The 25823-nt window shown below is 70.3% G+C and carries 26 protein-coding genes and 1 tRNA gene; 8 read left to right on the top strand and 19 right to left on the bottom strand.

The genetic code is table 11. The annotated features are described in order from the left end of the window. Positions 1 to 77: 77 nt before the first annotated feature. On the bottom strand, positions 78 to 488 hold the full coding sequence (locus ACYQ1L_RS09625; protein ID WP_460003957.1) for a VOC family protein: 411 nt from the start codon (positions 486 to 488) through the stop codon (positions 78 to 80). A gap of 10 nt (positions 489 to 498) precedes the next feature. Further along, complete coding sequence (locus ACYQ1L_RS09620) at positions 499 to 933, bottom strand: helix-turn-helix transcriptional regulator (RefSeq protein ID WP_460003956.1); 435 nt, start codon at positions 931 to 933, stop codon at positions 499 to 501. Positions 934 to 1050: 117 nt separating this feature from the next. Between ACYQ1L_RS09620 and ACYQ1L_RS09615 the strand changes: the two genes are divergently transcribed. Further along, positions 1051 to 1635: an HdeD family acid-resistance protein gene (locus ACYQ1L_RS09615; RefSeq protein ID WP_460003955.1), complete on the top strand. Its 585-nt coding sequence runs from the start codon at positions 1051 to 1053 to the stop codon at positions 1633 to 1635. A gap of 60 nt (positions 1636 to 1695) precedes the next feature. Here the strand turns inward: ACYQ1L_RS09615 and ACYQ1L_RS09610 are convergent, their stop codons facing one another. Further along, entirely contained in the window at positions 1696 to 2460 is a 765-nt protein-coding gene (locus ACYQ1L_RS09610) for an SDR family oxidoreductase (RefSeq protein ID WP_460003954.1), read from the bottom strand. A gap of 134 nt (positions 2461 to 2594) precedes the next feature. Between ACYQ1L_RS09610 and ACYQ1L_RS09605 the strand changes: the two genes are divergently transcribed. The 4 genes from ACYQ1L_RS09605 (at position 2595) to ACYQ1L_RS09590 (ending at position 5405) form a co-directional block, all read left to right on the top strand. After that, complete coding sequence (locus tag ACYQ1L_RS09605; RefSeq protein WP_460003953.1) at positions 2595 to 3071, top strand: NfeD family protein; 477 nt, start codon at positions 2595 to 2597, stop codon at positions 3069 to 3071. Between the two features lie 21 nt (positions 3072 to 3092). After that, positions 3093 to 4097: an SPFH domain-containing protein gene (locus ACYQ1L_RS09600; RefSeq protein WP_460003952.1), complete on the top strand. Its 1005-nt coding sequence runs from the start codon at positions 3093 to 3095 to the stop codon at positions 4095 to 4097. Continuing rightward, on the top strand, positions 4094 to 4867 hold the full coding sequence (locus ACYQ1L_RS09595) for a glycerophosphodiester phosphodiesterase family protein (RefSeq protein ID WP_460003951.1): 774 nt from the start codon (positions 4094 to 4096) through the stop codon (positions 4865 to 4867). The genes ACYQ1L_RS09600 and ACYQ1L_RS09595 overlap by 4 nt, the downstream gene beginning before the upstream one ends. Before the next feature lie 154 nt (positions 4868 to 5021). Then, positions 5022 to 5405 carry an RNA polymerase-binding protein RbpA gene (locus ACYQ1L_RS09590; RefSeq protein ID WP_460003950.1) on the top strand — a complete coding sequence of 128 codons (384 nt, stop codon included), beginning with the start codon at positions 5022 to 5024 and terminating at the stop codon, positions 5403 to 5405. Here the strand turns inward: ACYQ1L_RS09590 and lnt are convergent. Genes lnt through ACYQ1L_RS09545 form a run of 9 tightly spaced genes read right to left on the bottom strand, consistent with a single transcriptional unit; the run spans position 5402 to position 15214 of the window. Further along, complete coding sequence (gene lnt, locus ACYQ1L_RS09585) at positions 5402 to 6988, bottom strand: apolipoprotein N-acyltransferase (protein ID WP_460003949.1); 1587 nt, start codon at positions 6986 to 6988, stop codon at positions 5402 to 5404. The genes ACYQ1L_RS09590 and lnt overlap by 4 nt on opposite strands. Before the next feature lie 2 nt (positions 6989 to 6990). Then, positions 6991 to 9465, bottom strand: a complete 2475-nt coding sequence (locus ACYQ1L_RS09580) for a DEAD/DEAH box helicase (RefSeq protein ID WP_460003948.1) — start codon at positions 9463 to 9465, stop codon at positions 6991 to 6993. Continuing rightward, entirely contained in the window at positions 9462 to 10217 is a 756-nt protein-coding gene (gene tatC, locus ACYQ1L_RS09575) for a twin-arginine translocase subunit TatC (RefSeq protein ID WP_460005793.1), read from the bottom strand. Before tatC ends, ACYQ1L_RS09580 begins: the two co-directional genes overlap by 4 nt. A 59-nt stretch (positions 10218 to 10276) precedes the next feature. Beyond that, positions 10277 to 10564 (bottom strand): Sec-independent protein translocase subunit TatA, encoded by a 288-nt coding sequence (gene tatA, locus ACYQ1L_RS09570; RefSeq protein WP_460003947.1) that lies wholly within the window; start codon positions 10562 to 10564, stop codon positions 10277 to 10279. 37 nt (positions 10565 to 10601) lie between these two features. Next, the gene (locus ACYQ1L_RS09565; RefSeq protein ID WP_460003946.1) at positions 10602 to 11594 is read right to left on the bottom strand and encodes a helix-turn-helix transcriptional regulator; all 993 of its coding nucleotides are present in this window, start codon (positions 11592 to 11594) and stop codon (positions 10602 to 10604) included. Next, positions 11591 to 12577 carry a helix-turn-helix transcriptional regulator gene (locus tag ACYQ1L_RS09560; RefSeq protein ID WP_460003945.1) on the bottom strand — a complete coding sequence of 329 codons (987 nt, stop codon included), beginning with the start codon at positions 12575 to 12577 and terminating at the stop codon, positions 11591 to 11593. The genes ACYQ1L_RS09565 and ACYQ1L_RS09560 overlap by 4 nt, the downstream gene beginning before the upstream one ends. After that, on the bottom strand, positions 12578 to 13489 hold the full coding sequence (locus ACYQ1L_RS09555) for an FKBP-type peptidyl-prolyl cis-trans isomerase (protein WP_460003944.1): 912 nt from the start codon (positions 13487 to 13489) through the stop codon (positions 12578 to 12580). Between the two features lie 10 nt (positions 13490 to 13499). Next, positions 13500 to 14531 carry a tRNA (adenine-N1)-methyltransferase gene (locus tag ACYQ1L_RS09550; protein WP_460003943.1) on the bottom strand — a complete coding sequence of 344 codons (1032 nt, stop codon included), beginning with the start codon at positions 14529 to 14531 and terminating at the stop codon, positions 13500 to 13502. Then, entirely contained in the window at positions 14528 to 15214 is a 687-nt protein-coding gene (locus ACYQ1L_RS09545; RefSeq protein WP_460003942.1) for an HAD family hydrolase, read from the bottom strand. Before ACYQ1L_RS09545 ends, ACYQ1L_RS09550 begins: the two co-directional genes overlap by 4 nt. Positions 15215 to 15305: 91 nt before the next feature. Here ACYQ1L_RS09545 and ACYQ1L_RS09540 point away from each other — a divergent pair, with 91 nt between their 5' ends. Continuing rightward, a complete protein-coding gene (locus tag ACYQ1L_RS09540) occupies positions 15306 to 16157 on the top strand; it encodes a PAC2 family protein (protein ID WP_460003941.1) in 852 nt (283 codons plus the stop codon). Between the two features lie 152 nt (positions 16158 to 16309). Here ACYQ1L_RS09540 and ACYQ1L_RS09535 read toward each other — a convergent pair whose 3' ends face one another. The 3 genes from ACYQ1L_RS09535 to ACYQ1L_RS09525 all read right to left on the bottom strand — a co-directional run bounded on the left by ACYQ1L_RS09535 (position 16310) and on the right by ACYQ1L_RS09525 (position 19869). Then, the gene (locus tag ACYQ1L_RS09535; RefSeq protein ID WP_460003940.1) at positions 16310 to 17572 is read right to left on the bottom strand and encodes an HNH endonuclease; all 1263 of its coding nucleotides are present in this window, start codon (positions 17570 to 17572) and stop codon (positions 16310 to 16312) included. A gap of 107 nt (positions 17573 to 17679) precedes the next feature. Beyond that, on the bottom strand, positions 17680 to 18504 hold the full coding sequence (locus ACYQ1L_RS09530; protein ID WP_460003939.1) for an undecaprenyl-diphosphate phosphatase: 825 nt from the start codon (positions 18502 to 18504) through the stop codon (positions 17680 to 17682). Positions 18505 to 18567: 63 nt separating this feature from the next. After that, the gene (locus tag ACYQ1L_RS09525) at positions 18568 to 19869 is read right to left on the bottom strand and encodes a M20/M25/M40 family metallo-hydrolase (protein ID WP_460003938.1); all 1302 of its coding nucleotides are present in this window, start codon (positions 19867 to 19869) and stop codon (positions 18568 to 18570) included. 110 nt (positions 19870 to 19979) lie between these two features. On the opposite strand from ACYQ1L_RS09525, the gene ACYQ1L_RS09520 reads away from it, so the two are divergent. Continuing rightward, a tRNA-Leu gene (locus ACYQ1L_RS09520) sits at positions 19980 to 20064 on the top strand. A 63-nt stretch (positions 20065 to 20127) separates the two neighbouring features. Here ACYQ1L_RS09520 and ACYQ1L_RS09515 read toward each other — a convergent pair. The 4 genes from ACYQ1L_RS09515 to ACYQ1L_RS09500 form a co-directional block, all read right to left on the bottom strand. Continuing rightward, positions 20128 to 20364, bottom strand: coding sequence for a hypothetical protein (locus ACYQ1L_RS09515; protein ID WP_460003937.1), 237 nt, complete (start codon positions 20362 to 20364; stop codon positions 20128 to 20130). Between the two features lie 124 nt (positions 20365 to 20488). After that, positions 20489 to 21700, bottom strand: a complete 1212-nt coding sequence (locus tag ACYQ1L_RS09510; protein ID WP_460003936.1) for a S53 family peptidase — start codon at positions 21698 to 21700, stop codon at positions 20489 to 20491. 135 nt (positions 21701 to 21835) lie between these two features. Then, positions 21836 to 22945, bottom strand: a complete 1110-nt coding sequence (locus ACYQ1L_RS09505) for a VIT1/CCC1 transporter family protein (RefSeq protein ID WP_460003935.1) — start codon at positions 22943 to 22945, stop codon at positions 21836 to 21838. A gap of 161 nt (positions 22946 to 23106) precedes the next feature. Then, positions 23107 to 24849, bottom strand: a complete 1743-nt coding sequence (locus ACYQ1L_RS09500) for a DEAD/DEAH box helicase (protein WP_460003934.1) — start codon at positions 24847 to 24849, stop codon at positions 23107 to 23109. 135 nt (positions 24850 to 24984) lie between these two features. Here ACYQ1L_RS09500 and ACYQ1L_RS09495 point away from each other — a divergent pair, with 135 nt between their 5' ends. Next, entirely contained in the window at positions 24985 to 25809 is an 825-nt protein-coding gene (locus ACYQ1L_RS09495) for an SGNH/GDSL hydrolase family protein (protein WP_460003933.1), read from the top strand. The last annotated feature ends 14 nt before the right edge of the window (positions 25810 to 25823 follow it).

The following is a 25823-nucleotide window of genomic DNA, read 5'->3' as shown; positions in this document are numbered from 1 at the left end:
CCGTCTTGTGGGCGCTGAAGGGGCGGGACACAGACTAGCGGGGCCCGCCGACGCGCCGGCGGGCCCCGCTGGACGGCTCAGGCGACCTGCTGCAGGCGGATCATGTTGCCGGCGGGATCCCGGAACGCGCAGTCGCGGATCCCGTAAGGCTGATCGATGGGCTCCTGCACGACGTCGGCGCCGCGAGCCTCGATCTCCGCGAACGCCGCGTCCACGTTCGCCGTGGCGAGCACGACGCCCCCATAGCTGCCCTTGGCCATGAGCTCGAGAATCGTGCGGCGCTCATCGTCATTGATGCCGGGATCGACCGCCGGTGGCGTGAGCACGATGGAGGTGTCGGGCTGGTTGACCGGGCCGACCGTGAGCCAGCGCATCTGCTGGTAGCCGACGTCCTTGCGGAGCTCCCAGCCGAGCACGTCGCGATAGAAGCGGAGGGACTCCTCCGCGTCGGTGTGCGGGAGGAAGCTGGCGTTGATCGTGATGTCCATGACGCTCACGCTACGCGGGCGGATCCGCCGGGGCTTCTCGATTCCTGATCGGTCTCGTCGCCTGCTTCTCGATCCACGACGGGATCCCCGGCCCGAGACCCGGATCCGCCCGGTAGCGGCTCGGCGAGACGCCGACGAGTTCGGAGAACCGCGTGCTGAACGTGCCGAGCGACTGGAATCCGACCGCGAAGCACGCCTCGGTCACGGACACATCGCCTCGGCGCAGCAGCGCCATGGCGCGCTCGATCCGGCGCGTCATGAGATAGGAGTACGGCGGCTCGCCGTAGACGAGCTTGAACTGCCGGCTCAGATGCCCCGCCGACATGTGCACCCCGGCTGCGAGCGCTTCGACGTCGAGGGGCTGCGCGTAGTCCCGGTCGATCCGATCGCGCACGGAGCGCAGCGCCGCGAGATCGCGCAGGCGGTCGTCGTCGGCGGGACTCATCTCTCGATCCTCGCATGTCGCGGGGCGGTGAACGCCCGGCTACCTGGCCTTTTCCGTACGCGGCGGTACAGTGAGCGCATCCCCCGTTCCCAGGGAATCCTCAGAAAGGGTCATCTCATGTCCGAAGCAGTTGCCGATGCGAAGAGCCTCGTGAAGTCGCTTCGCATCTTCCTCGCCGTGTCCGGAGTCATCGCCCTCATCGCGGGCATCGTGATGCTGGTCTGGCCGGTCAAGACCGCTTTCGTCCTCACCGGCATCGTCGCCGCCTATCTGATCGTCGCCGGCATCGTGTACATCGGGCTCGGCATCTTCGGCGCCGCGCGGACGGGCTGGGCACGTCTCGGGCACATCGTTCTCGGCCTCCTCTACATCGTCGCCGGCGTGATCGCGTTCACCAACATCCAGGCAGCGGCGGTCGCGTTCGCGCTCGTGACGGTGATCTTCATCGGAGTCAGCTGGATCTTCGACGGGGTCGTCTCGCTGAGCCTCATCGGCCAGGACGGATCCAAGACCTGGACGCTGCTCTACGCGCTGCTCAGCATCGTCGCAGGCATCGCGGTGATCAGCCTCGGCCTCGCGGCCGTGCCGTTCTTCTGGATCTTCCTCGGTATCTCGCTCGTCGTGCTCGGCATCGCGCAGATCGTGCGCGCGATCACGATCGCGAAGGACGCGAAGGCGGTCGCAGACGTGGCAGGACTCTGACCGGCCACGAAGAAGCGGTCCGGAGCGGAGTGCGCTGCGGACCGCTTCTTCGTATGCGGACTACTCGGCGACGAAGCCGCTGACGTCGCCGATCAACCGGGTGTGGTCGGCGGGCACGGGCTCGACGGCGGCCTGCGCGACCTCAGCGGCGAACTCGGCGACGTTGTACAGACGTCCGGCCGACTCCCGGCGCTGCGAGATCGCGCCCGGGTTCGCCCGCTCGAGCAGGGTCGCCGTGATGGTGCCCTCGATCATGTCGCCCGACACGACGACGAACTCGACGCCCTGCGCCTCGATCGTCGGGATCAGCTCGCGCAGGGCGTCCTCGCCGGCGCGCTTGGACAGCGCGACGGGCTCGTACTCCGGCATGGTCGGCGTGGTCCGGATGAAGTGCGCCTGGTGGCTGGTGACGAAGACGATGCGGCCGCCGTCGCGCAGCAGCGGAAGAGCGGTCTGGAGCACGTTGACCTGCGCGTCGCGGTTGAGGCGGAGCGCATAGTCCTCGCCCATGTTCGCCTCCATGCCGCCGGACGCGTTGAGCACGAGGATGTCGAGCCCGCCGAACTCCGCCTTCACCGCGTCGAACATGTCGGCGACCGATGCCGGGTCGGTGAGGTCGGCGCCGACGACGAGCGCACGGCGTCCCAGCGCGCGAACCTCGGCGGCGAGCTTCTCCGCACGCGGCGCCTTGTTGCGGAAGTTGATCACCACGTCCGCGCCAGCCTCGGCGAAGTAGCGGATCGTGTCGGCGCCGATGCCGCGGGAGGAACCGGTGACGAGGGCGACCTTGCCGGTCAGCGAATCGGCGGGAAGGGTCTGAGACACGAGGACTCCTCGAGAGCATGCGCCGGGGCGCGCGGGTGGGACGACATCACCCTACCAACCCGCGTGATTCCGCGGTGCGCCGCCTGGAATCGCCTTCCCAGCGTCGTGATAGGTTGGCAAAAAGAAGGGGCGGTATGGACACGATCCTGCAGATGTTCCAGGACTGGGCGTGGATCGGCTGGCTGGTCCTCATGGTCCTGTTCTTCGTCATCGAGATCTTCACTCTCGACATGACATTCCTCATGCTCGGCCTGGGCTCCGCGGTGGGTCTGCTCTCCACACTCACCGGCTGGCCCGTCTGGGTCCAGGTCATCATCGCCGCTCTCGCGGCGGTGCTGCTCATCTTCCTGCTGCGGCCGCCGCTGCTGCGCCGCCTGCATCGCGGCGAGGACCAGACCCGCTCCAACGTGGACGCCCTGATCGGCCTGCACGGCACGGTGCTGCTGGAGGTCACCTCGCTCACCGGACAGGTCAAGCTCAGCAACGGCGACACCTGGACCGCCCGCCTCGCCTCGGAGGCCCCCGTCATCGCTCCTCTGGCGCCCGGCGCGCCGGTGACCGTGGAGCGGATCGAGGGCGCCACCGCGTACGTCCGTTCCGCCCACGACTAGGAGAAACAGGAGCAGCCCTTCATGGACAGTGCGTCCTTCATCCCCACCGCCATCGGGTGGATCCTGGCGATCGCCGTCATCATCTTCGTGCTGGTGACGATCGCGCGATCGGTCAGGATCATCCCGCAGGCCACGGCCGGCATCGTCGAGCGTCTCGGCAGGTACCACAAGACCCTCTCCCCCGGTCTGAACCTGCTCGTCCCATTCATCGACCGCCTGCGCCCCCTCATCGACATGCGCGAGCAGGTCGTGTCGTTCCCGCCGCAGCCGGTGATCACGGAGGACAACCTCGTCGTGTCCATCGACACCGTCGTGTACTTCCAGGTCACCGACGCGCGTGCGGCGACCTACGAGATCGCGAACTACCTCGGTGCCGTGGAGCAGCTCACCACGACCACCTTGCGCAACGTCGTCGGCGGCCTGAACCTCGAGGAGGCGCTGACCAGCCGCGACAACATCAACGGCCAGCTGCGGATCGTGCTCGACGAGGCGACCGGCAAGTGGGGCATCCGCGTCTCGCGCGTCGAGCTCAAGGCCATCGACCCGCCCGTGTCGATCCAGGACTCGATGGAGAAGCAGATGCGTGCGGAGCGCGACCGCCGCGCCGCGATCCTGACCGCGGAGGGCACCAAGCAGTCCCAGATCCTCGAAGCCGAGGGCCAGCGTCAGGCGGAGATCCTGCGCGCCGAGGGCGAGAAGCAGGCCGCGGTGCTGCGTGCCGAGGGCGAGGCGGAGGCGATCCAGAACGTCTTCAACGCCATCCACCAGGGCCAGCCGGACGACAAGCTGCTCGCGTACCAGTATCTGCAGATGCTGCCCAAGATCAGCGAGAGCGCATCGAGCAAGCTGTGGATCATCCCCAGCGAGTTCACCGAGGCGCTGAAGAACTTCGGTGGTGCCTTCACACCCGGGGCGGGCGGATCCGCGCCGTTCCCGCCGAAGGCCCCCGCGAGCCCCGCGGTGCCCTCGACGCGGGCCGAGGCCGCCGCTGCCGCTCAGGCGCCGAGCGCCGACGGCACCGCGTGACGCACCCCTATTTCGAGGGCGCCGCCGCGCCACGAGTCCTCGCCCACCGCGGTCTGGTGGGCGAGGACTCGTCCGTGTTCGACAACTCGGCGCTCGCCCTCGCGTCCGCGGACGCCGCCGGTGCCGAGTACGTGGAGACCGATTGCCGCGCCACGGCCGACGGCGATGCGGTCCTCTTCCACGACGAGACGCTGCAGCGGCTGCTCGGCGATCCGCGCCCGGTCGCCGAGGTCGGCACCAGGGAGCTCGGGGACCTGTTCGCGGCCCACGGCGGTCTGCTCAGCCTCGGCGAGGCGCTCGAAGCGTTCCCCGCCCTGCGGTTCAACGTCGACGTGAAGGCGCGCGCCGCCGCCGCGGACGTCGGACGCGCGGTCGCCCGGCATGGACACCGCGTGCTGCTCACGAGCTTCGACGACCGCAACCGCCGCGCCGCCCTGGATGCGGCGCGCGACGCCGGCGCCGAGGTCCTTCCGGCGTCGTCGGGCGGCCGCACCACGATCGCGTTGCTGCGCTCGGCGTCGGCGCTGCGCCTGACGGCGTGGTCCCGGCGCGTCCTGCGCGGCGTCGACGCCGTGCAGATCCCGGAGCGGTACGGCGCGCTGCGGGTGTTCACGCCGGCGCTCGTGCGTGCGGCGCATGACGCCGGTGTCGAGGTGCACGTGTGGACCGTGAACGACCCCGACCGGATGCGCGCGCTGGTCGCCGCCGGCGCCGACGGGATCGTCACCGACCGTGCCGACCTCGCCATCGCGGCGCTGCGCTCCGACTGAGACGCGGTCGCGGGATCCGCCGTACTCGGTCTCAGATCCGGCGCCCCGGCCCACGGGGCTGGGTATCGACTGTGAAAGCGTTCACGGTTTGCTCCCTTCGCACCTTCTGCACAGCCCAGGCCGCTATACCTGAGGGCGACGAGAGGACCACACAATGGCAGATCGCAGCCTTCGAGGAATCCGACTCGGCGCCCAGAGCCTTCAGAGCGAAGAGGGCGTCGTGTTCATGGAGCGCACGCAGACCGCTTACACCTGCGACACCTGCGACCACGTGACCACCCTGATGTTCGCGGCGGACGCCGAGCCGCCTGCCACCTGGGAGTGCCGCGCGTGCGGTGCGGAAGCGCGCCTGCAGATCGACGGCAAGCCCGTCGAGGTCGCGGACAACGGCGACAAGAGCGGCCGCACCCACTGGGACATGCTGCTGGAGCGCCGCACCCGTGCCGAGCTGGAGGAGCTCCTGGAGGAGCGCCTCGCCTTCATTCGCGCGCGCCGCGGTGCGGGCGACGACCCCACCCGCGAGCGGATCGGGGCCTAAGCCCCGGATCCGGCCCGCCGCAGGCGCGCCAGTCCGCCGGCTGCGCAGAGCGCGAGCAGTCCGCCCCAGAGCAGGACCTGCTCGACCCACGGGCCGAGCATCACCCCCGCCGTCGCCCCGGTGCGAAGTTCGACATCGTCGAGCAGCGCACCGGGGCGATCCGCGTGCAGGGAAGCCTGCGTCGATCCGTCGGGCCGGATCACCTGACTCGTGCCCACTGTGGAGATGTTCACCACGGCGCGGCCGGTCTCGACGGCGCGCATCCGGGCGATGCCGAGCTGCTGCAGGTTCTCCACCGTGCCGCGGAAGTCGGCGTTGTTGGTCTGGAACACGAGGACCTGCGCTCCCCCGCCGATGCCCTCGGCGATGAGGTCGTCGTAGATCACGTCGAAGCAGATCGCCAGGCCCACCGGGGTCTTCCCGACGCGCACGACAGGCGCATCCGTGCCCGGAGTGTATCCCCGTCCGATGAGCCCGATCAGGTCAGGGGCGAGCGCGTAGTAGAACGCACGATCGGGCACGTACTCGCCGAACGGCACCGGGTGACGCTTCGCGTGCGTCTGCACGTCGCTCCGGGTGAGGGCACCATGATCCGTGTCCGGCCACAGGAACGAGGTGTTGAAGAAGGCCTCGCCCTTCTGGGTGGCGGCGTTCGCGAGGATCGGCGCCCGCACCTTCGCCGCGACCTCGTCCAGACCGTCTGCGAGCGCCGGATCCTGGAAGGGATCCCCGTCCAGCCCTCCCTCGGGCCAGACCAGCAGGTCCATCCGCTCGCCGTACAGGGACTCGGTGGCGGAGGTCTGCGCATTCAGAACGGACAGGGGCGCGCGCTGGTCGAAGTACCCGGTGGGTCCGTTCCCCTGCACCGCGCCGATGCGCATCGTGCCGTGCGCAGCGGTCGGGAACCCCGGAAGGAATACGAGCAGCGCCGTGAGAGCTGCCGGAAGCACCAGCCCGCCGACGCGGAGAGGCCGGCCCGCCCGCGCGAGCTCGACGAGGAGCGCGATCAGCAGCACGAGCACGAACCCGAGCCCGCTGATCCCGATCCAGCTGGACACTCGCGCCGCATCGGCGTTCGACAGCGTGTAGGCGATCCTCGCCCACGGGAAGCCGCCGTACGGCCAGTTGCCGAGGAACAGCTCCCGGCCGATCCACAGCGCCGCGACGACGAGGGAGAGCACGAGCGAGCGCATGAACCGGGGTCGGATCACCTGCGGGATCCAGCGGTATGCGAGGGTCACCGGGATCAGCGCGACCGCGGTCAGCACGCCCTCGAACAGCGCCAGCGCGAGCCACGGGATCGGCCCCAGATAGCGCGCCGTCCACGACACCAGGATCAGGAAGAACACGGCACCGTACACGAAGCCGACCAGCAGCGCCGAACGGATCCGCCGCCCCATGAGCGCGCACAGCAGCAGCGCAACCCCGGGGACGGTCGCGATCCACACCGACGGCGAGGGGAACGCCAGGTTCATGAGACCGCCGGCCCCTGCCGCCGCGACGACCGCGGCCCAGAGCGGCAGCGGCGGACGCGAGGGTTCTGACCCGGCGCGGGCGCGGGTTGCGGCGGCGGAAGCGGTCACGATCACATCGAGGAGTAGGCGACGATGCCGCGGCGCACGCCGTCGAGCGCGGCACGGGCGGTGCGGGCGGTTTCAGCATCGGGCGCCACGATGGAGAGCTGGTCCAGGAGGTCGATGGTCTGCTTCGCCCAGCGCACGAAGTCGCCCGCTGCCATGTCCGCATCCTCCAGGACGGCGTCGAGCGAGCTGCCTCGCGCCCAGGCGTGCATCGCGCCGGACAGGGCCGCCGACGGACGGTCGGATCCGGGCAGGCGGTTGTCGTGCTCCATGTCGTCGAGCTCGGCCCAGAGCTCCTGCGTGCGCTCCCAGGCGATGCGGAAACGACCGCGCGGCAGGTCGCGAGGGTCTGCCGACCCGTCGTCGCGGCGCGGCTCGTACACGAGCGCGCACGCCATCGCCGCCAGGGACGGCGCGTCCAGCCCGTGCCACAGCCCGCGGCGCAGGGACTCGGCGACGAGGAGATCGCGCTCCCCGTAGATGCGCTGCATGGTGCGGCCTGCTTCGGTGAGCGTGAGGTGGTCTCCGCTCCCCTGCACGTAGCCGACCTCGGTGAGCACGTCGATGACGCGGTCGAACACGCGTGCCACGGTGCCGGTGCGGTTCTCGATCTGCTTGCGGATCCGGTCGGTCTCGCGCTTCAGCTTCCAGTAGCGCTCCGCCCAGCGCGCATGCGCCTCGCGATCCGGGCAGCGATGGCAGGCGTGGCGCTGCATCTCCCGCCGGAGCGACTCGATCCGGCGCAGTCGCTTGTCGCGCACAGCACGCGGCGCCTGCTGATCGGACCGGTTCTTCTTCTCCAGGTCGCTCAGCTCGCGCCGGATCCCCGAGTACTCCGTGAAGTCGCCGCGGTCGCAGGTCATCGACGCGAGGTAGCCCTCCAGCGACGTCTCGGCCTCGCGGACGCTGCGGGCGAGGCCCACGACGGCGCGGTCGGCCTGGAACTGCGCGAAAGACGACTCCAGGATCTCGCGCGACCGGTTCCGCCCGAATCGGGCGAGCAGATTGACCGCCATGTTGTAGGTCGGCCGGAAGCTCGAGTTGAGCGGGTACGTGCGGCGGGAGGCGAGCGCGGCGACGGCCTGCGGATCCATCCCCTCGGTCCACTGCACGACCGCGTGCCCCTCGACGTCGATGCCGCGGCGGCCGGCGCGACCGGTCAGCTGCGTGTACTCACCCGACGTGATCGCAACACGCGCCTCGCCGTTGAACTTCTCCATGCGCTCCAGCACGACCGTGCGCGCCGGCATGTTGATACCGAGGGCGAGCGTCTCCGTGGCGAACACGACCTTCAGCAGGCGCTGCTGGAAGAGCTCCTCGACGATCTCCTTGAACGCCGGCAGGAGCCCCGCGTGGTGCGCCGCGACGCCGCGCTCGAGGTTGTCCAGCCAGTCCCAGTAGCCGAGCACCGCGAGGTCCTCGTCACGCAGCGTGCGCACGCGGTCCTCGACGATCGCCCGGATCTCGTGGCGCTCCTCGGCCGTGGTCAGGCGCAGTCCCGAACGGCGCACCTGCTGCACCGCTCCGTCGCACCCAGCGCGGCTGAAGATGAAGAAGATCGCCGGCAGCAGGTTCGCCCGGTCGAGCAGCTCCACCACCTGCGGCCGGTCCAGCCGCTCGATCCGGCGCACGTTTGCGGAGCGCACCGGACGCTTGCCGCCCCGCTGCGGCCGCCGCCCCTGCGCCCCTGCGTGCCTGGCGCTGCGGTATTGCTGCGCGTCGCGGTTGCGCTCGTAATTGGCGCCGCCGAAGGAGCGGATGCGCAGCAGCTCCTGGTTGACGTGGGCCGTCGCGATCCCGGCCCTGTCGTCGAACAGCGGCAGCAGATCGTCGCGCACCAGGACGTGCTGCTCGAGCGGCACCGGCCGTGTCTCCGACACGATGACCTCGGTGCCGCCGCGCACGGTGTCGAGCCAGTCGCCGAACTCCTCGGCGTTGGAGACCGTCGCGCTCAGCGCCACGAGCCGCACGCTCTGCGGCAGGTGGATGATGACCTCTTCCCACACCGCGCCGCGGAAGCGGTCGGCGAGGTAGTGCACCTCGTCCATGATCACGTAGCGGAGGTCGTCGAGCGTGCGCGAGTCCGCGTAGATCATGTTGCGCAGCACCTCGGTGGTCATCACCACGATGCGGGCGGATCCGTTGATGTTGACGTCTCCGGTGAGCAGGCCCACCTGGTCGGCCCCGTACACGTCGACGAGCTCGCGGAACTTCTGGTTGGACAGCGCCTTCATCGGCGTCGTGTAAAACGCCTTCTCGGAGGCCGTCGACATCGCCAGGTGGATCGCGAACTCGCCGACGATCGTCTTGCCGGCACCGGTGGGGGCGGCGACGAGCACACTGCTGCCGCGCTCGAGCGCATGACACCCCTCGATCTGGAACGGGTCCAGCTGGAAGCGCTGCATGGCCGCGAACGCGGTCGTGGCGGGATAGTCTTGAGCGGCGCGAGCGGCGGCGTAGCGATCCGCCGGCGACGTCATACCGTGGACTCCTCGAGGAACTCCTGCTGCCGCTTGTGCTTGCGCCGGTCGAAGAGCAGCGACAGGCAGGCCGCGGCGAAGTACAGCACGATGAGGATCCCGGCGAGCATGAGCATGCTGACCACGTCCGCTGCAGGGGTCGCGAGGGCCGCGAACAGACAGGCGATCAGGATCGCGATCCGCCACGCCTTCAGGATCGCGCGGCCGGACATGATGCCGGCGAAGTTCAGTGCGACGAGGAAGACCGGGATGATGAACGAGATGCCGATGACGAGCATCAGCTTGAAGACGAAGTCGTAGTAGTCCTGAGCGTTGTAGAGATTGGCGGCGCCCTTGGGCGTGAAGCCCCACATCAGCTCCACGATGTGCGGCATGACCAGCACGCCCACGTAGCAGCCGGCGAAGAAGAGCGGCACAGCGGAGGCCACGAAGCCCACGGTGTACCGGATCTCCTTCCTCGTCAGACCGGGCATGATGAACGCCCAGATCTGCCACAGCCAGATCGGCGCCGACAGGAAGATGCCGATCGAGAACGCGATCCGCATCCGCATGTCGAAGGCGGCCGTCACCGTGCCGAAGTTGAGCGCCGCGAAGTCGTCGCCGCGCTCCTTCGCCACCTGCCGGATCGGCTCGGTGACGAAGGAGATGATCGGATCCGTGATGAGGAACGCCACGATCATCCCGATGAGCAGAGCGGCGGCCGAGATGACCAACCGCTTGCGAAGCTCCACGAGATGCCCCGCAAGGGGCATGGTGCTGTCGCGACGCGGCTTGCGGCCCTTCGTCGCGGGTGACACGTCGGTCACGCCTGTCAGCGCTGGGTACCGGCGTCGTGCGGCGGGGTGACGGCCGTGGTGTCAGCGGAGGTGTTCTGGGTCTGCGTCGGCAGCGCGGTCGTCGCCGGCGCCTGGGTCGACGCTGCAGTGTCGTTCGCGGCGGCTGCCGCGTCCTCCTCCTTCATGGCCTTCATCTCACCCTTGAAGACGCGGGCGGACTGGCCCATGCTCTTCGCCAGTGCGGGAAGCTTGGCCGCGCCGAACAGGAGCAGGATGACGGCGAGGATGATGACGAGGTGCCATCCGTTGAGCCCGGCGAACATGATGATCTCCCTTGATGGTTCGGGTGTTCTGCACAGTCTATCGTGACGGCGGAGTGGTTTGTTCGGAGTACAGCGCAAGCGCAGCATTCGCCCAGTCGCGCGCCGCACAGCGCGCCGCGGACGGCTCCAGGATCTCGACCGCGCCGCCGAAGCGGGCGGCCAGGCGCTTCAGGCTGAGCGGGTCGCCCACGTGCAGGGTCGCCGTCATCTCACCGTCCGCGACGGTCACGTCGGCCCGATTCAGGTAGTCCCGCAGCAGCGGTGCCAGTCGCTCCGGGAAGCGGATGACGGCCTCGTCTCGCTCCGTGTCGCCGGCGAACAGCTCGGGGACGGGCTCGTCGCCGTGCGTGATCGGGATGTCGGTCAGGTGGGGCTCGCTGACGCGATCGAGGTGGAACGTGCGCATCGCGCGCCGCAGATGGCACCACCCCTGCAGGTACCACTGGCCGTTCGTGATGAGGACGGTGACCGGATCCACGGTGCGCGTCGTCGGCTCGGCATCCGGTGCACGATAGGTGAACGCCACGGCGACGCGCTGCTTCAGCGCCGTCGCGACGACGGTGCGCACTTCGTCGACCGGTCCCGGCGCGACGATGACGTCGGCCGGCAGGCCGGCCGCGCCGCGCGAGAGCTTCGCGATGAGCCCCTGCACCACGGCCGACGACGCGACACCGGGCACCGCGGAGGCGAGTTGCAGGCCCGCCACGAGGGCGGCCGCCTCGCGCGCGGTGAACTTCGGCACGCGGCGCAGTCCCACGTCGTTGGTGATCTCGATGATCCCCTGCTCGTCGAGCAGATCCCAGTTGATGTCGAACAGCTCCTGCGGCGCCTGCCAGTAGCCTTCGTCGCCGGGAAGCCCGATCACGGTGAGCTTCTCGACCATCGCCCGCATCTGCGTCTCGGACATGTCGAACTCCGCCGCCGCCTCGGCCAGCGACACCTCACCGCGCTCGAGCAGATACGGGACGAGCGTCAGGTAGGCGCGCACGCGGTCGGAGCTGAGCAGGGGCTTGCGCTGGGGGGCCATCATTCGCCGCCCTTCGACTCGGCGTGTGCGGACGCCGCTGCCTTCAGGCGCGCGATCACGGCCTCGCGCAGAAGCGCGGGCTCGACCACGCGCACCTCAGGGCCGTACGAGGCGAGCTCGTCGGCGAGGATGTGCAGGTCCACGTACGGCACGCGGATCCCCTGCACGGCCGGCTCGGCGCGCCGTCCCAGCCGCAGCGCGGCCTCGGTGCCCGGGGTGACCTCGAGCAGCGCCGAATGCGCCGCCGCGACCGCCTGCAGACTCGCGAGCGCACGCTCACCGGCGCCCTCGCGCAGCTCCGCGGGAAACGGCTCGGAGGTCACGGTCACGTCGCCGACGATGCGGGTGAGCAGGAACATCCGGTCGCCCTCGGCATCGATGTCCTGGCCGAAGACATGCCAGCGCGCCTCGTACTCGACCAGGGCGAGCGGCTGCACGCGGCGACGCCGAGGCGCCTGCTCCCCCGGCTTCAGGTAGTCGAACGAGACGACGACGCTGCGCTCGATCGCGCCCTGCAGCGGGGCGAAGGCGGCATCACGCGCCGTGATCCGCGGAGCGAAGCCGATGATCGGCTCGTCCACCTCGATGCCGAGGGCGCGGATCTTGCGCACCCCGGCCTGGGCGTCCGCAGACAGCGACTCCTCACTCCACACGCTGCCCGCGAGCCGCAGCACGGCGAGCTCGGCCGGGGTGAACTCGATGTCGACGGGGAGGTCGTATTCCGCTTTCGGAATGCGATAGCGCGCCTCTCGGAGATCGTTCGGATCCGCGTGGTCGCCGAGGGTCTCGATCGGGATGCCGAGGGCGCGGAGCTCCTCCTTGTCCCGCTCGAACATCTTGTCGAGGGCGTCCGCCTTGCCTCCGGACCGTTGCCGGTAGCCGGAGACCGAGGCCAGGATCTGCTGCTTCGTCAGGCCGATCTCCGTCGCCATGAGCGCCACGACGAGGTTCGTCAGGCGCTCCTCCGCGGGGATCCGTGCCGCCATCTACTGCCCCGAGGACAAGGAGGCGGCCGAGTCCACACCGAGGATGTCGACGACGATCGCCTGGGTGCCGTTGCCGTCCGAGCCGGTGCTCTGGCCCGCCCCGGCGGGCGGGATCACCAGGAGCACCTGGGATCCGACCGTCTGGCCCTCGAGCTCCGAACCGGAGATCGCCGTGGACTGGGAGTCCCAGGTGGACTTCAGCACCTTGCGGGTGTCCCAGTCCACGCTCGTGAACTGCACCCGGAGCACGTCGGTCTTCTTCACCTTCGGGCCGTTTCCCTTGATGAGGGTCTGCGTCACCTGCTTGGCAGGCTTCTTGGCGTCGGGGATGATGATGCCGGGACGGCCGTCGGGGGCGCGCACCACGGTCGGAAGGCCGAGCGCATCGTTGTAGACCAGCGACCCCTCGGCATGCGGGAGGAAGACCTTCTGCACGTCCACGACTGCGACCGCCGCGTCCTCGGCGACGGTGCGCGCCGGGAACCCGACCAGCAGGCGGGACCCCGCCTTGGCGCACCCGAGGGCGTCGCCGATGGTCTTGAGCTGACCGTCCCACATGGTGATGTCGGCCACCTGGGTCGAGCCGTCGAAGCCGGTGCTGCCGAGCGATTCGCCCGTCTTGGCGTCGTAGAGGGCCACGTCGATGACGAACGGCTGGTTCTTCGCGGTGATCGCGGATCCCTTGCCCGTGATGAGATCGTCGACGCTGGACGTGGGCACCTTGGTGGGCGACGCGAACGTCACCCGCGGCGCCGAGCCGAAGTCGCCCTTCACCGTGACCGAGTTCGTGAGCGCGGACGAGGTCGGCTTCGCCGAGCAGGCCTGGCCCTCGTACGAGGGGCCGGCAGAGCAGCCGGCCAGGGCGAGGGCGGCGAGGCCGAGGGTGATCAGAGCAGCGGCAGTCTTACGCACGCGCTCCAGTCTATGCGGACGGATCCCCGGGCTCGGTCCCTTCGACGTCCGCGTCGCGCGACGCGGCGAGCCGCGCTCCTCCCGCGGCCCGCTGTGCCTCCCGGACGCGCTTGCGCAGGTTCTTGTCGGTGATCTCCCGGTCGCCGACCGCCCCCGGGGTCCACAGCTCCACATCCTCGTCGCCGTAGGTGGCCTTCTTCGCCGCGCGGCGCTTCACGTCGGGCGGGATCGCGCCCGGTGCGAGCCGGCGCGCGGTGATGAGGAATCCGGTGTGCGCGACCATGCGGTGGTCGGGCCGCACGGCAAGGCCCTCCACGTGCCAGCCGCGCACCATGGTCTCCGACGCCTCGGGCTCGGTGAACAGCGCGGTGCCGCGCACGTACTCGGCGACGCGAGAGAGCTGGGTGGCGGTCGCCACGTAGCAGAGCACGACGCCCCCGGGTGCGAGCGCGTCGGCGACGACGTCGATGCACTCCCACGGCGCCAGCATGTCGAGCACGACGCGGTCGACAGTGCCCGCTGCGAATTCGGCGGGCAGCGCCTCCTGGAGATCACCCACGACGACCCGCCAGGACTCCGGCAGGTCGCCGAGGAAGGTCTCCACGTTGGCGGTGGCCACCTCCGCGAAGTCCTCGCGGCGTTCGAAGGAGACCAGGCGCCCGGTCGGCCCGATCGCCCGCAGCAGCGAGAGCGACAGCGCCCCCGAGCCGACACCGGCCTCGACCACGGTCGCACCGGGGAAGATGTCGGCCTGCGTCACGATCTGGGCCGCGTCCTTCGGGTACACGATGGCCGCCCCGCGCGGCATCGACATCACGAAGTCGCGCAGCAGGGGTCGCAGCGCCAGGTACTCGTTGCCGGAGCTGTTCGCGACGACGGATCCGTCCGGCAGTCCGATCAGGTCGCGGTGGCGCAGCACGCCGTGGTGAGTGTGCAGCTCGCCGTCCGCACGCAGGGTGACGGTGTGCATGCGCCCCTTGGGGCCGGTCAGCTGTACGCGGTCGCCCTCGCGGAACGGCCCGCTCGGCCGCTGCGCGGTCACAGCGCGGCCTCCGCCCGGGCGTAGCGCACGCGCGCGAACTCGGCGGCGAGGTCGTCGACTCCGCGCCCGGAGAGCGTGTCCCAGAGGACGTCGGCGCCCAATCCGTCCAGCTCGACGATGTGCGGGACGCCGATGGTCACGGCGCGCGCCGACAGCGCGGCCTGCAGGCCCGTCGGCGAATCCTCGAGCGCGACGGCGTGCGCGATATCCACACCGAGGGCGTCGGCGGCCTGCAGGTACGGGTCCGGGAACGGCTTGGGGCGCTCGACATCGTCCCCGCCCACGATCACGTCGAAGGCCTCGAAGCCGATCAGGGAGACGATGTCCTCGGCCATCCGGCGCAGCGACATCGTCACCAGGGCGGTGGGCACGCCCTCCGAGCGAAGTGCACGCAGCAGCTCCTTCGCGCCGGGGCGGAACGGCACGCCGTCCTGCTGCAGGCGCACGCGGACGCGCTCGGTCAGCTCATCGACGATCTCCTGCGCTCCCATCCGCACTCCCGCGCCCTGCAGGATGACCGCGCTGTCGATCAGGCCGTTGCCGACCAGCTGCAGCGCCTGCTCGTGGGTCCAGGTGCCGCCGAACGACTCGACGAGATCGGTCTCGGCGTCCATCCAGTACGGTTCGGTGTCGACAAGGGTTCCGTCCATGTCCCAGAGGACCGCGCGAGGATGCTGATTCACTCCCCCATCGTACCGGCGTGCCGCCGCTCGCCCTGTGGCAGGACTAGCCTGGACGGAACACGCGGCGCGGGCCGCCGCAGGAAGGAACACTGTGCAGGTACTCGGATCCCGGATCCTCGTCGCCGCCTTCGACGGCTGGAACGACGCCGGTGAGGCTGCGTCCGGCGCCGCCGAGCAGATCGACGACGGCGGCTACGAGCTCGTGCACACGGTGGACCCCGAGCTGTACTTCGACTACCAGTGGGCCCGTCCGACCGTGGAGCGCGACCAGGACGGCAATCGTCACCTGCGCTGGCCGTCGGCGCGCATGCAGCGCCCGGCGGGCGCCGTGGACGACGCGGAGGCCCGGCTCTGGCTGCTGACCGGCACGGAGCCCGCACGCGCCTGGCAGGCGTTCAGCGCCGAGTTCATCGACGCCGCCCTGAGCGAGGACATCACCGGCTTCGTCACGCTCGGCGCGATGCTCTCGGACGTGCCGCACACGCGCCCGATCTCGATCTTCGCCTCGAGCGAGAACGCCGAGGTGCGCGAAGCCCTGGGGATCGAGCGGTCCACCTATGAAGGCCCCATCGGGATCCTCTCCGCGCTGGATCACGCCGCGGAGCAGGCCGGGATCCCGGCACTCTCGCTCTGGGCCAACGTGCCGCATTACGTGCAGACCGGCGGTGCGTCGCCCAAGGCGACCCTGGCCCTGCTGGACCGCCTGCACGAGGTGACGGGAGTGGACGTTCCCCGCGGCACCCTGGCCACCGAGGCCGCGATGTGGGAGGCGACGATCGACGCCGCCGCCGCGGAGGACGAGGAGATGGCCGCCTACATCGCGCAGCTGGAGGCCAAGCGCGACACCTGGGATTCGCCGGACGCCTCGGGCGAGGCGATCGCGCAGGCCTTCGAGCGGTTCTTCCGCCGCAACGGCGAAGGGCCCGGCGACCACAAGCGCTGAGCCGTGCCTCGGCCTGCGCTCCCGTTTCGCGGCTGATCGCGGCCACACGCCGTGGCAGCGCTGCCCGCACGAAGCATCGGGCGACCCGTCGCGTGCCGCCCGATGCGAGGCTCACCTCACGCAGCGGTCTCGGTCGCGTCCCGGACTCGGGGTCATGCGGCTGTCGTGTCGGTGTCGATGAACATGACGCGGGGTGGTGGGGTGTCGGCGTATTCGGTTCCGGTGGGGCTGATCCAGATGATCACTCCGCCGGGTCTCTGCTCCGCGTCCCAGCGCCACCGCGGATCCACGTCCGGATGCTTCATCGCGTGATGGGTCTCGCAGAGGCAGGCGAGGTTGCACGGGTCGGTGGGGCCGCCGCGGGCGTAGTCGTGGGTGTGGTCGATCTGGCAGCGGCGGGCCGGCATCCGGCAGTTCAGGAACCGGCAGGTGCGGTCCCGAGCGCGGAGGTACCGCTTCACCTTCTCCGGGGGACGGTACGGGGTGGTGCGGACGATCCTGCCGGCGGCGTCGATCACGAGCCTCTCCCAGCTCAGCGCGGCGGCGGCGAGGCGTCGTGCGAGGTGCGGATCCATCGGCCCGCGCCCGTCCAGCTCCGCCATCCGCTCGTCCTCCCCGGCCAGGGTGGATTCGGCGACGGTGACCTGGACCGTGGCGTGCACGTTGTCGAGGAGGTCGGCGTCGTCGGCGATCCGTCCGGTGAGGAGCTTCAACAGGAACCGGTCGAAGCGCACCTGGTCCAGCCGCCGACCGTCCGCCACCGCGCCGGGCTGCTTCGCCGCATCGAGGATCGCGCGTCCTTCCTGCGTGAGCAGATCGAACGCGGCGTGGATGAGCGCGGCGGGCCCCGTGGCGTGCAGGGTCGCCTGACCGGTCCCGTCGTCCGTCACCCGCACGACACGATCGTCCTGCGCCCGTCGGCGCGTTTCCGTCACCGGGACCGGCGCGACCGCGGCGGCCACCGTCTCGGCGAACGCCTTCGTGCGGGCCCGGGATACCGTCGCGGCCAGCGGCACCACCTGCGCCTCGTACTCGGCCAGCGCCACCTGATCGTCGTGCGGGATGTCGGCCGCGGCCTCGATGATGACCTCCACATGGGCGAGGGCCACGTCACCCGCCTCGAGCGCGGCACGAGTGGCCGGGAACCGCTCGTGCAGGGTGTGCCCGGTGGCCAGCAGCTTCGCCGCCGCATAACGCGACAGCTGCAACCCCACCGAGAACTCGCAGATCATGGACCGTTCGGCCTGATCGAACCCGGCCGACCCCGCCGGGACCTCCTCCAGCAGCAGCGCCACCCGTTCAGACGCGAGCGCGGCCTGCCTGGCCTGGATACGAGACATCTCACGGCTCAGTTCAGCGCACTCGTCCGCGATCTCCGCACTGCGGCGGAGGTAGTGGTCGAGGGGCTTCTCCATGACCCCAGTTTAGAACATATCTTCGAAGAGGGGAAGAGTTCCCCACAGCTTCAGAACGACCGACGCTCATCGGGATCGTCCTGACCCCTGGCGTGACGCGTTGCGGGTCAGGGCTTGATCACGCCTACCGCCAGCAGCACGATGAGCACGACGCCGAGCAGGATCCGGTAGATCACGAACGGCAGGAAGCTGCGCTGCGAGATCCAGCGCATGAAGAAGGCGATGACGCCCAGCCCGACGACGAACGCGATGCCGGTCGCGGCGAGGGTCTCCCCCGCCGAGAACACGCTCGGCTCGCCGATGCTCTTCACGGCCTGGTAGACGCCGGACCCGAAGACCGCGGGGATCGCGAGCAGGAAGGCGTAGCGGGCGGCGGCCTCGCGCTCGTACCCGAGCAGGAGACCCGCCGTGATCGTTCCGCCCGAACGCGACACGCCGGGGATCAGCGCAAGCGACTGCGCGAGACCGTACACCACGCCGTGCCCCACGGTCAGGTCCTTCAGGGTCCGCCGGCGGGCGCCGATCGCGTCGGCGACGCCGAGCAGCACGCCGAACACGATGAGCATGATCGCGACGAGCCACAGCGATCGGAAGACCGTCTCGATCTGATCCTTGAAGACGAGCCCGAGCACCACGATCGGGATGCTTCCGATGATGATCAGCCAGCCCATCCGCGCGTCCGGGTCGTTCCTCGGGATCCGGCCGAGCAGCGCCGACCACCAGCGGCTGACGATGCGCACGATGTCGCGCCAGAAGAACACGACGACGGCGGCCTCCGTGCCGATCTGCGTGATCGCGGTGAACGCGGCGCCCGGATCCTGCGCGCTCGGGAGGAAGGCTCCGACGATGCGCAGGTGCGCGCTGGAGGAGATCGGCAGGAACTCGGTGAGTCCCTGCACGATGCCCAGGAAGATGGCTTCGAGAAGGTGCATGGCTCGCTTTCGCGTCGGGCGCGGCTCGCGCGGTCAGTCGGAGGGCGGGTGCGGGCGCGGCGCTCAGTAGGTGCGCAGCAGGTCGGTCAGCACGCGCTGCCCGAACACCAGCGAGTCGACGGGCACGCGCTCGTCGACCCCGTGGAACATGCCGGTGAAGTCGAGGTCCGCAGGCAACTTGAGCGGCGCGAAGCCGTAGCCGGTGATGCCGAGGGACGCGAGCGCCTTGTTGTCGGTGCCCGCGCCCAGCAGATACGGGATCACCGGCACGCCGGGGTCGTGCCGGCCGAGCGCCGCCACCATCGCGTCGACGAGGTCGCCGGCGAAGGGGGTCTCCATCCCGATGTCCTGCACCACCATCTCGAGCTCGATATCGTCGCCGACCAGGCCGCGCAGCTGCGCCAGCACGTCCTCCTCCTGTCCGGGCACCACCCGCACGTCGATGAGCGCTTCGGCGCGCTCCGGAATGACGTTGTGCTTGTACCCGGCCTGCAGCACGGTGGGGTTCGTCGTGGTGCGCAGCGTCGAGCGCAGGAACGCCTCGGCGGGGCCCGCGGTGGCCGCCAGCGCGTCGGGGTCGTCCACGGGCAGGCCCGTGAGCGCGCTCATGCGGTCGAGGAACTCGCGCGTGGTGTCCGTGAGCTGGATCGGCCACGACGAGTGGCCGATCGCCGTGACGGCCGCGGCGAGCTTCGTGACCGCGTTGTCCGGATGGAAGCGGCTGCCGTGCCCGGCGCGCCCCTTCGCGATCAGCCGGATCCACATCAGCGCCTTCTCGCCCACCTGGAGCAGATACGCGCGACGGTCGCCCACGGGGATGGAGTAGCCTCCGACCTCGCTGATGGCCTCGGTGGCGCCGGCGAACCACTCCGGGCGGTTCTGCACGACCAGGGTCGAGCCTTCCACACCGCCGTTCTCCTCGTCGGCGAAGAACGCCAGGACGAGGTCGCGTTCGGGTTGCTCCCCCGACCTCAGGATCTCGGCGACCGAAGTGAGGATCATGGCGTCCATGTTCTTCATGTCCACGGCGCCGCGGCCCCAGAGCATGCCGTCGCGCACGACGCCGGCGAACGGGTCGACGCTCCAGTCGCCGGCCATGGCGGGCACGACATCGAGGTGCCCATGCACGACGAGCGCCGGCTTGTCCCGGTTGCGGCCTGGCACACGCGCCATCACGTTGGTGCGGCGGGCGATCGGCTCGTAGTACTCGGGCGTCAGTCCCAGGGATTCGAGGTGAGCGCCGACGTACTCCGCGGCCTCGCGTTCGCCCTTCGCGTCCCCGCCGCCGAAGTTGGAGGTGTCGATACGGATGAGCTCTGCGGCGATCCGCGCGACCTCGGGAAGTTCGGCATCCGGGTGGGGCATGCGACAAGGCTATCGAACCCGTCCGACGCGCCCGACGTGCATCCTGGTTCGAGGGGGCCCTCGGAACGTGATAGTGTCATTCCTCGGTTGGAAACAGCCGAAAAACACCAGCGCGGGTGGCGGAATAGGTAGACGCGCTAGCTTGAGGTGCTAGTGCCCGCATAGGGCGTGGGGGTTCAAGTCCCCCCTCGCGCACAGAACGAAGAAGACCCCGGATCGAAAGATCTGGGGTCTTCTTCGTTTCCGGTGAACGGCCGTTCAGATGGGTGCTTCATCCGAGTCGGGCTGCTCAGGGGCGATCACGCCGATCCCCTGCGCGCGATGGCTCGGCTCCGGTTCCGCTTCCCGTGCGATCGCCGGCGCCTTCGGCTCCTCGTCCACCTCCTTCTCGGTGCTCGGTTCCCGCAGCTCCGACACGGTCGGCTCCTCCGGCCGGTCCGCATCGGGACTCGTCTCCGGATCCAGATCCCTCTTCCGGTCTTCCACTCCGCTCATCGCTCCGCCTTCCTGTCCTGCTCCGCCGTGTTCTGTTCCAGGCTGCGGACGGAGAAGGGGGTGAGGCCAGCGGCTTGACAACCGGCCTCACCCCCCCAGAGCGACGGGTCACGCGATGCCAGGCTCAGAAGCCGGCGGTGCCCCTCGGCGTGCCCAGGCCCGTGGGACCGTCCCAGCCGGCACCTGCGGTGCACAGCACGGTGACGGTGCACGATCCGTTGCTCCCGGAGGTCACGTCGTTGAACGCCGACGATGCCGCCGCGTAGAGCACGTCGTTGGAGTAGCCCGACGGCGCCCCTGCCAGCGCGAACACCGACGCGATCAGCGGAGACGACAGCGAGGTGCCGCCGTACTGCGCCCAGCTCGAGTTCTTGCGCGACGTCGGCGCGTACACGGCGAGACCCGTGTTCGGGTCCGCGACCGCCGAGACATCGGCCATGGCGCGCTGCGCACATCCCGTCGCGCCCGGATTCTGCCCCGTGGGTGCGACGTTCAGCGTCGAGCATCCGGAGCCGGCGCCGCTCCACCCGGCTTCCGACCACCCACGGGTGTTCGCGGCCGTGCTGAGCGAGGTTCCTCCGACCGCCGTCACGTACCGCGAGCTCGCCGGATACGACGGCCCGGTGAAGCCGTTGTCCCCTGTCGACGCGGTCACCGCGATGCCCGGGTGGCTGTAGTACCCGCCATAGGTCGTGTCGGCGAGGTCGCCCGAGGATCCGTAGGAGTTCGAGATCGCCGTGGCGCCGAGCCGGGCAGCGGTGTTCACGGCCGTGCCGAGATCCGCCATCGAGCTCGAGGACGCCTGGACCAGGAGGATCCTGCAATCCGGACATGCGGCCGAGACGGCGTCCAGATCCAGGGCCTGCTCATCGGCCCAGCCGAGGTTGAAGGCGGGCAGGTTGGAGCCGCCGCTCTGGTTGACGATCGTGAGACACCCTGTGGCGACGCTGCACGCCGGCAGGTGGAAGTAGGACCGATAGGCGGCGAGGTCCCGCTCGGCGTTCGGATAGCCGTACGCGTCGACGATGGCCAGGGTGCGGCCCTGCCCGGACAGCCCCGCGAGTCCATAGGCCGACTGGATGTCCGCCGGGGTCTTGCCGCTCACCGTCGCTGCCGCCCCTGCTCCAGCGCCGGCGCGGAACGGGTCGACCGGATTGTCCTGCGCGTCGACCAGGACCTCGGCGAAGCACGACGCCGAATCCGCGGCCGCCGTCGCGCAGACGCGCCGGCCGTGTTCTCCTGCATGGCTGCTCGCCTGAGCCGGCACCGCGGCCAAGGCGCCGCTGAGGGCGATGCTCGCGACGACGGCGAGACGTAGGGACGTACGGAGTTTCACGGTGGGTATCTCCTTCGACACGACATCGATATCTGGACGGAATCAATAAATGGGCACCGCACCCGGGATCCCAGTATTCCGCCGTCCTGACGCGATGCGTCGACGAGACGTCGTGCGCCGACAGGACCTCCCCGATCAGCCGGCGCTGACTCCGAACAGGAGGCCCAGCCCGTAGGTGACGGCCGCCGCGCCGAAGCCGATCGCGAGCTGGCGCAGTCCGCGACGCAGCGGCGGACCGCCGGAGAGCACGCCGACCGTGGCGCCCGTGCTCAGCAGGGCGATGCCGACGAGCACGAGGGCCACGATGACCGCCGGGGTGCCCTGGAGGCCGAAGATCCACGGCAGCACGGGCACGATCGCGCCGGAGGCGAACAGGAGGAAGCTCGAGATCGCGGCCGGCCAGGCGTTGCCGACGATCTCGTGCTCGTCGCCGTCGTCAGCCGCGACCCGCAGCGGCCCGGTGGCGCGCTGGGCGAGTCCCGCCTTCGCGGCGCTGACGACGCGGCGCGCGCGCTCCAGCGACTCCTCGGGATCCATGCCGCGTGCGCGGTAGACGAGCGCGAGCTCGTTCTCGTCCAGATCCAGGTCGCTCGCCGTGGCGGCGCCGTGCCCGTTCTCCTGGGTGGCCTCCAGCAGCTCGCGCTGCGAACGCACCGACACGAACTCGCCCGCGCCCATCGAGAGCGCCCCCGCGAGCAGCCCGGCGAGGCCGCTGAAGAGCACGAACCCGCTGCCCGCGCCCGTGGCGCCGATGCCCAGTACGAGCGCGAGGTTGCTCACGAGCCCGTCGTTCGCGCCGAAGACGGCGGCGCGGAAGGATCCGGACAGCTGCCGGCGTCCACGCGCGGCAAGGCCCCGCACCACCTCGAAGTGCACCTTCTCGTCGGCGCGCATCGCGGGCGTGGCGTACTCCTCGGAGTCGTACGGCGAGCGGGCCTCGGCGGTCTGGGCGAGCGCCAGCACGAAGATGGAGCCGAAGCGTCCCGCCATCCAGCCGAGCAACCTGGTGCGCAGGCCGGGCCGCGGCAGCCGCGCCGGCTCCCCGCCGAGGAGCTCCAGCCAGTGCGCCTCGTGGCGGCCCTCCGCGGCGGCGAGCTCGAGCAGGATCTCCCGCTCCTCGCCCTCGCGCCGCGCGGCGAGCTGCTGATACACGTGGGCCTCCGCGCGCTCCTCGACGAGGTAGCGCGACCAGCGCCGGCGGTCGGCTGCCGTGGGCGCAGCGGGCACGGGGGCGGGGGTGTTCATCGACGTCCTTCGCGATCGGGGTGGCCGTTCCACGCTACCCACCCGCTGTCCGCCGACCCGCACGGAGACGAGGATTGACAGCATTTCGGGGATCCGAACCGGCAGCTCCCGGGCGCGTCCCTTCGACAGGCTCGAGGGCGCTCGTCGCGGACCGTCCCGGCTCAGGAACGGACGCGCCGCCGCAGGACGTCGATCCGGGACTGCAGCTGGGAGACCGTGGCCTGCGCCACCGCGGGACCGCCGCACAGGCGCCGCAGCTCGGCGTGCACCGCGCCGTGCGGCTCCCCGGTCTGCCGCGCGTACAGACCGACGAGGCTGTTCAGGAGCTGCCGCTGCTCGCGGAGCGTGCGGTGCAGGGGCTCCGGAAGGGTCGTGGTGGCCGCGGGCGACTGCGCCTCACGCGCCTCCCGGAGCCGGGACTGCCGGGACTGACGCTGCATGAGCAGCTCGTGCACGTGCTCGGGCTCGAGGAGCCCTGGGAGCCCGATGAACTCCTCCTCCTCGGGCGTCCCGGGTTCGGCGAGCTGGCCGAACTCCTTGCCGTCGAACACGACCCGGTCGAAATGCGCGAGTGAGGAGATCGCCTGGTAGCTGAACTCCTGGGTGAGGGCATCGGAGGCCTCCTCCTCGCGATTGGCGCTCTCCAGCAGCGAGTCCTCGAGGCCGTCGTCGTCCTTCGACTGCCGGTCGAGCGCGTGATCGCGCTGCTTCTCCAGCTCGTTCGCGAGCTTCATCAGCACCGGCACGTTCGGGAGGAACACGCTCGCAGCCTCACCGCGACGTCGAGCCCGCACGAAGCGGCCGATCGCCTGCGCGAAGAACAGCGGCGTCGACGAGGATGTGGCGTACACGCCCACCGCCAGCCGCGGCACGTCGACCCCTTCCGACACCATGCGCACCGCGACCATCCAGCGATCCTGCGACGCGCTGAACTTCTCGATGCGCTCGGAGGCGGTGGCGTCGTCGGACAGCACCACGGTGGGTCGCTGCCCCGTCAGCGAGTGCAGGATCTTGGCGTATGCGCGCGCCACCGTCTGATCCGTGGCGAGCACGAGCCCGCCCGCATCGGTCACGTGATGGCGGATCTCCGTGAGCCGCCGGTCCGCGGCCGAGAGCACGGCCGGCATCCACTCCCCCTCGGGATCCAGCGCGGTGCGCCACGCCTGAGAGGTCACATCCTTCGTGTTGTCCTGGCCGAGGTGCGCCTCGAGCTCGTCGCCGGCGCTCGTGCGCCACCGCATCTTCCCCGCGTACATGTGGAACAGCACGGGCCGCACCACGCCGTCCTGGAGCGCACGGCCGTAGCCGTACGCGTAGTCGGTGCTGGAGACCCGCGCCCCCGACTCATCGGGCAGGTACTCCACGAACGGGATCGGCGCGGTGTCGCTGCGGAACGGCGTGCCGCTGAGGAGCAGTCGCCGGCGCGCCGGGGTGTAGGCGTCGCGGATCGCGTCGCCCCAGCTCAGCGCGTCGCCGCCGTGGTGCACCTCGTCCAGGATCACGAGCGTGCGCGCGCCCTCGGTGAGGTGCCGGTGCACGGACGACTTCGCGGCCACCTGGGCGTACGTCACCACGACGCCGTGGTACTGGCGCGACGGCGCCCAGTGACTGTTGCGGAACCGCGGATCGAGCCGGATGTGCACGCGCGCGGCGGCGTCGGCCCACTGCGTCTTGAGGTGCTCCGTCGGGGCGACCACGATCACGCGATCGACCTCGTTCGTGCGCAGCAGCTCCACCGCGAGAGTGAGCGCGAACGTCGTCTTGCCGGCGCCGGGCGTCGCGGCGACCAGGAAGTCCCGGCGATCCGGGATCCGGAAGTACTCCTCGAGCGCCTCGCGCTGCCAGGCCCTCAGCCGATCTGCGGTTCCCCAGGGTGCGCGCTGGGGAAAGGACGGGGAGAGCATGGGATTCCACGATAGACGAGCCCGCCGACATCCCCGACCACGCCGCGGGGCTCCTCCGACAGGCCGCACGGCGTCCCGCGCGGGTAGTCTCGGATCCGGCGCCGCGCCGACCGCGCGGCACGCAGGAGGAGGATCATGTCCGGTCACGAGCCGCGCACCCCGTACGTCCCCAACGACACCCCGCATCCGTGGCATCGCTACGTCGCGCTGGGCGACTCGTTCACCGAGGGCATCGGCGACCCCGAGCCGAGCGCGCCGGGGGGGCACCGCGGCTGGGCCGATCGCGTCGCCGAGGTGCTCGGCGCGCAGAGCGAGGATTTCGCATACGCCAACCTGGCCGTGCGCGGCAAGCTCATCGCGCAGATCGCCGACGAGCAGATCGCCCCGGCGATCGCGCTGAACCCCGACCTGATCACCCTGTGCGCCGGCGGCAACGACGTGATCCGCCCCGGCACCGACCCGGATGCGATCGCCGTCCAGCTGGACGACATGGTGACCCGCTTGGACCGCACCGGCGCCGCGATCGTGCTGATCACGGGCATCGACACGAACTTCACCCCGGTGTTCCGCCCGTTCCGCGGCAAGGTCGCGATCTACAACGAGAACGTGCGCGCCATCGCCGAGCGGCACGACTGCATCGTCGCCGACCAGTGGGGGCTGAAGACGATCCAGGATCCGCGGTTCTTCGCCGATGACCGGCTGCACATGAATCCGCTCGGGCACCAGGAGGTGGCGCGTCTCGTGCTGCGTGCACTGAACGTGCCGAACGATCTGCAGGCCATGGAGGCGGAGCCGCTCCCGGAGCGCACCTGGCGCGAGGCCCGCAGCGAGGACCTCGTGTGGGCCCGCACGCACCTGGTGCCGTGGGTGCTGCGGCGCCTCCGCCACCAATCCTCCGGTGACGATGTCGAAGCGAAGCGCCCCGAGCCGATGCCCGTGCTGCTGCCGCGCGAGGACTGACCGGACCGCCCGCG

This window comes from Microbacterium xylanilyticum, from assembly GCF_054654695.1.
The sequence above is the reverse complement of the archived record's forward strand: the minus strand, read 5'-3'. Positions and strand labels throughout refer to the sequence as shown.

What these genes read in the sequence shown, in the direction of transcription:
- ACYQ1L_RS09625 (WP_460003957.1), bottom strand. Translation starts at nt 488, where the DNA reads ATGGACATCACGATCAACGCCAGCTTCCTCCCGCACACCGACGCGGAG.
- ACYQ1L_RS09620 (WP_460003956.1), bottom strand. Translation starts at nt 933, where the DNA reads ATGAGTCCCGCCGACGACGACCGCCTGCGCGATCTCGCGGCGCTGCGC.
- ACYQ1L_RS09615 (WP_460003955.1), top strand. Translation starts at nt 1,051, where the DNA reads ATGTCCGAAGCAGTTGCCGATGCGAAGAGCCTCGTGAAGTCGCTTCGC.
- ACYQ1L_RS09605 (WP_460003953.1), top strand. Translation starts at nt 2,595, where the DNA reads ATGGACACGATCCTGCAGATGTTCCAGGACTGGGCGTGGATCGGCTGG.
- ACYQ1L_RS09600 (WP_460003952.1), top strand. Translation starts at nt 3,093, where the DNA reads ATGGACAGTGCGTCCTTCATCCCCACCGCCATCGGGTGGATCCTGGCG.
- ACYQ1L_RS09590 (WP_460003950.1), top strand. Translation starts at nt 5,022, where the DNA reads ATGGCAGATCGCAGCCTTCGAGGAATCCGACTCGGCGCCCAGAGCCTT.
- ACYQ1L_RS09580 (WP_460003948.1), bottom strand. Translation starts at nt 9,465, where the DNA reads ATGACGTCGCCGGCGGATCGCTACGCCGCCGCTCGCGCCGCTCAAGAC.
- tatC (WP_460005793.1), bottom strand. Translation starts at nt 10,217, where the DNA reads ATGCCCCTTGCGGGGCATCTCGTGGAGCTTCGCAAGCGGTTGGTCATC.
- tatA (WP_460003947.1), bottom strand. Translation starts at nt 10,564, where the DNA reads ATGTTCGCCGGGCTCAACGGATGGCACCTCGTCATCATCCTCGCCGTC.
- ACYQ1L_RS09565 (WP_460003946.1), bottom strand. Translation starts at nt 11,594, where the DNA reads ATGATGGCCCCCCAGCGCAAGCCCCTGCTCAGCTCCGACCGCGTGCGC.
- ACYQ1L_RS09560 (WP_460003945.1), bottom strand. Translation starts at nt 12,577, where the DNA reads ATGGCGGCACGGATCCCCGCGGAGGAGCGCCTGACGAACCTCGTCGTG.
- ACYQ1L_RS09535 (WP_460003940.1), bottom strand. Translation starts at nt 17,572, where the DNA reads ATGGAGAAGCCCCTCGACCACTACCTCCGCCGCAGTGCGGAGATCGCG.
- ACYQ1L_RS09530 (WP_460003939.1), bottom strand. Translation starts at nt 18,504, where the DNA reads ATGCACCTTCTCGAAGCCATCTTCCTGGGCATCGTGCAGGGACTCACC.
- ACYQ1L_RS09525 (WP_460003938.1), bottom strand. Translation starts at nt 19,869, where the DNA reads ATGCCCCACCCGGATGCCGAACTTCCCGAGGTCGCGCGGATCGCCGCA.
- ACYQ1L_RS09515 (WP_460003937.1), bottom strand. Translation starts at nt 20,364, where the DNA reads ATGAGCGGAGTGGAAGACCGGAAGAGGGATCTGGATCCGGAGACGAGT.
- ACYQ1L_RS09505 (WP_460003935.1), bottom strand. Translation starts at nt 22,945, where the DNA reads ATGAACACCCCCGCCCCCGTGCCCGCTGCGCCCACGGCAGCCGACCGC.
- ACYQ1L_RS09500 (WP_460003934.1), bottom strand. Translation starts at nt 24,849, where the DNA reads ATGCTCTCCCCGTCCTTTCCCCAGCGCGCACCCTGGGGAACCGCAGAT.
- ACYQ1L_RS09495 (WP_460003933.1), top strand. Translation starts at nt 24,985, where the DNA reads ATGTCCGGTCACGAGCCGCGCACCCCGTACGTCCCCAACGACACCCCG.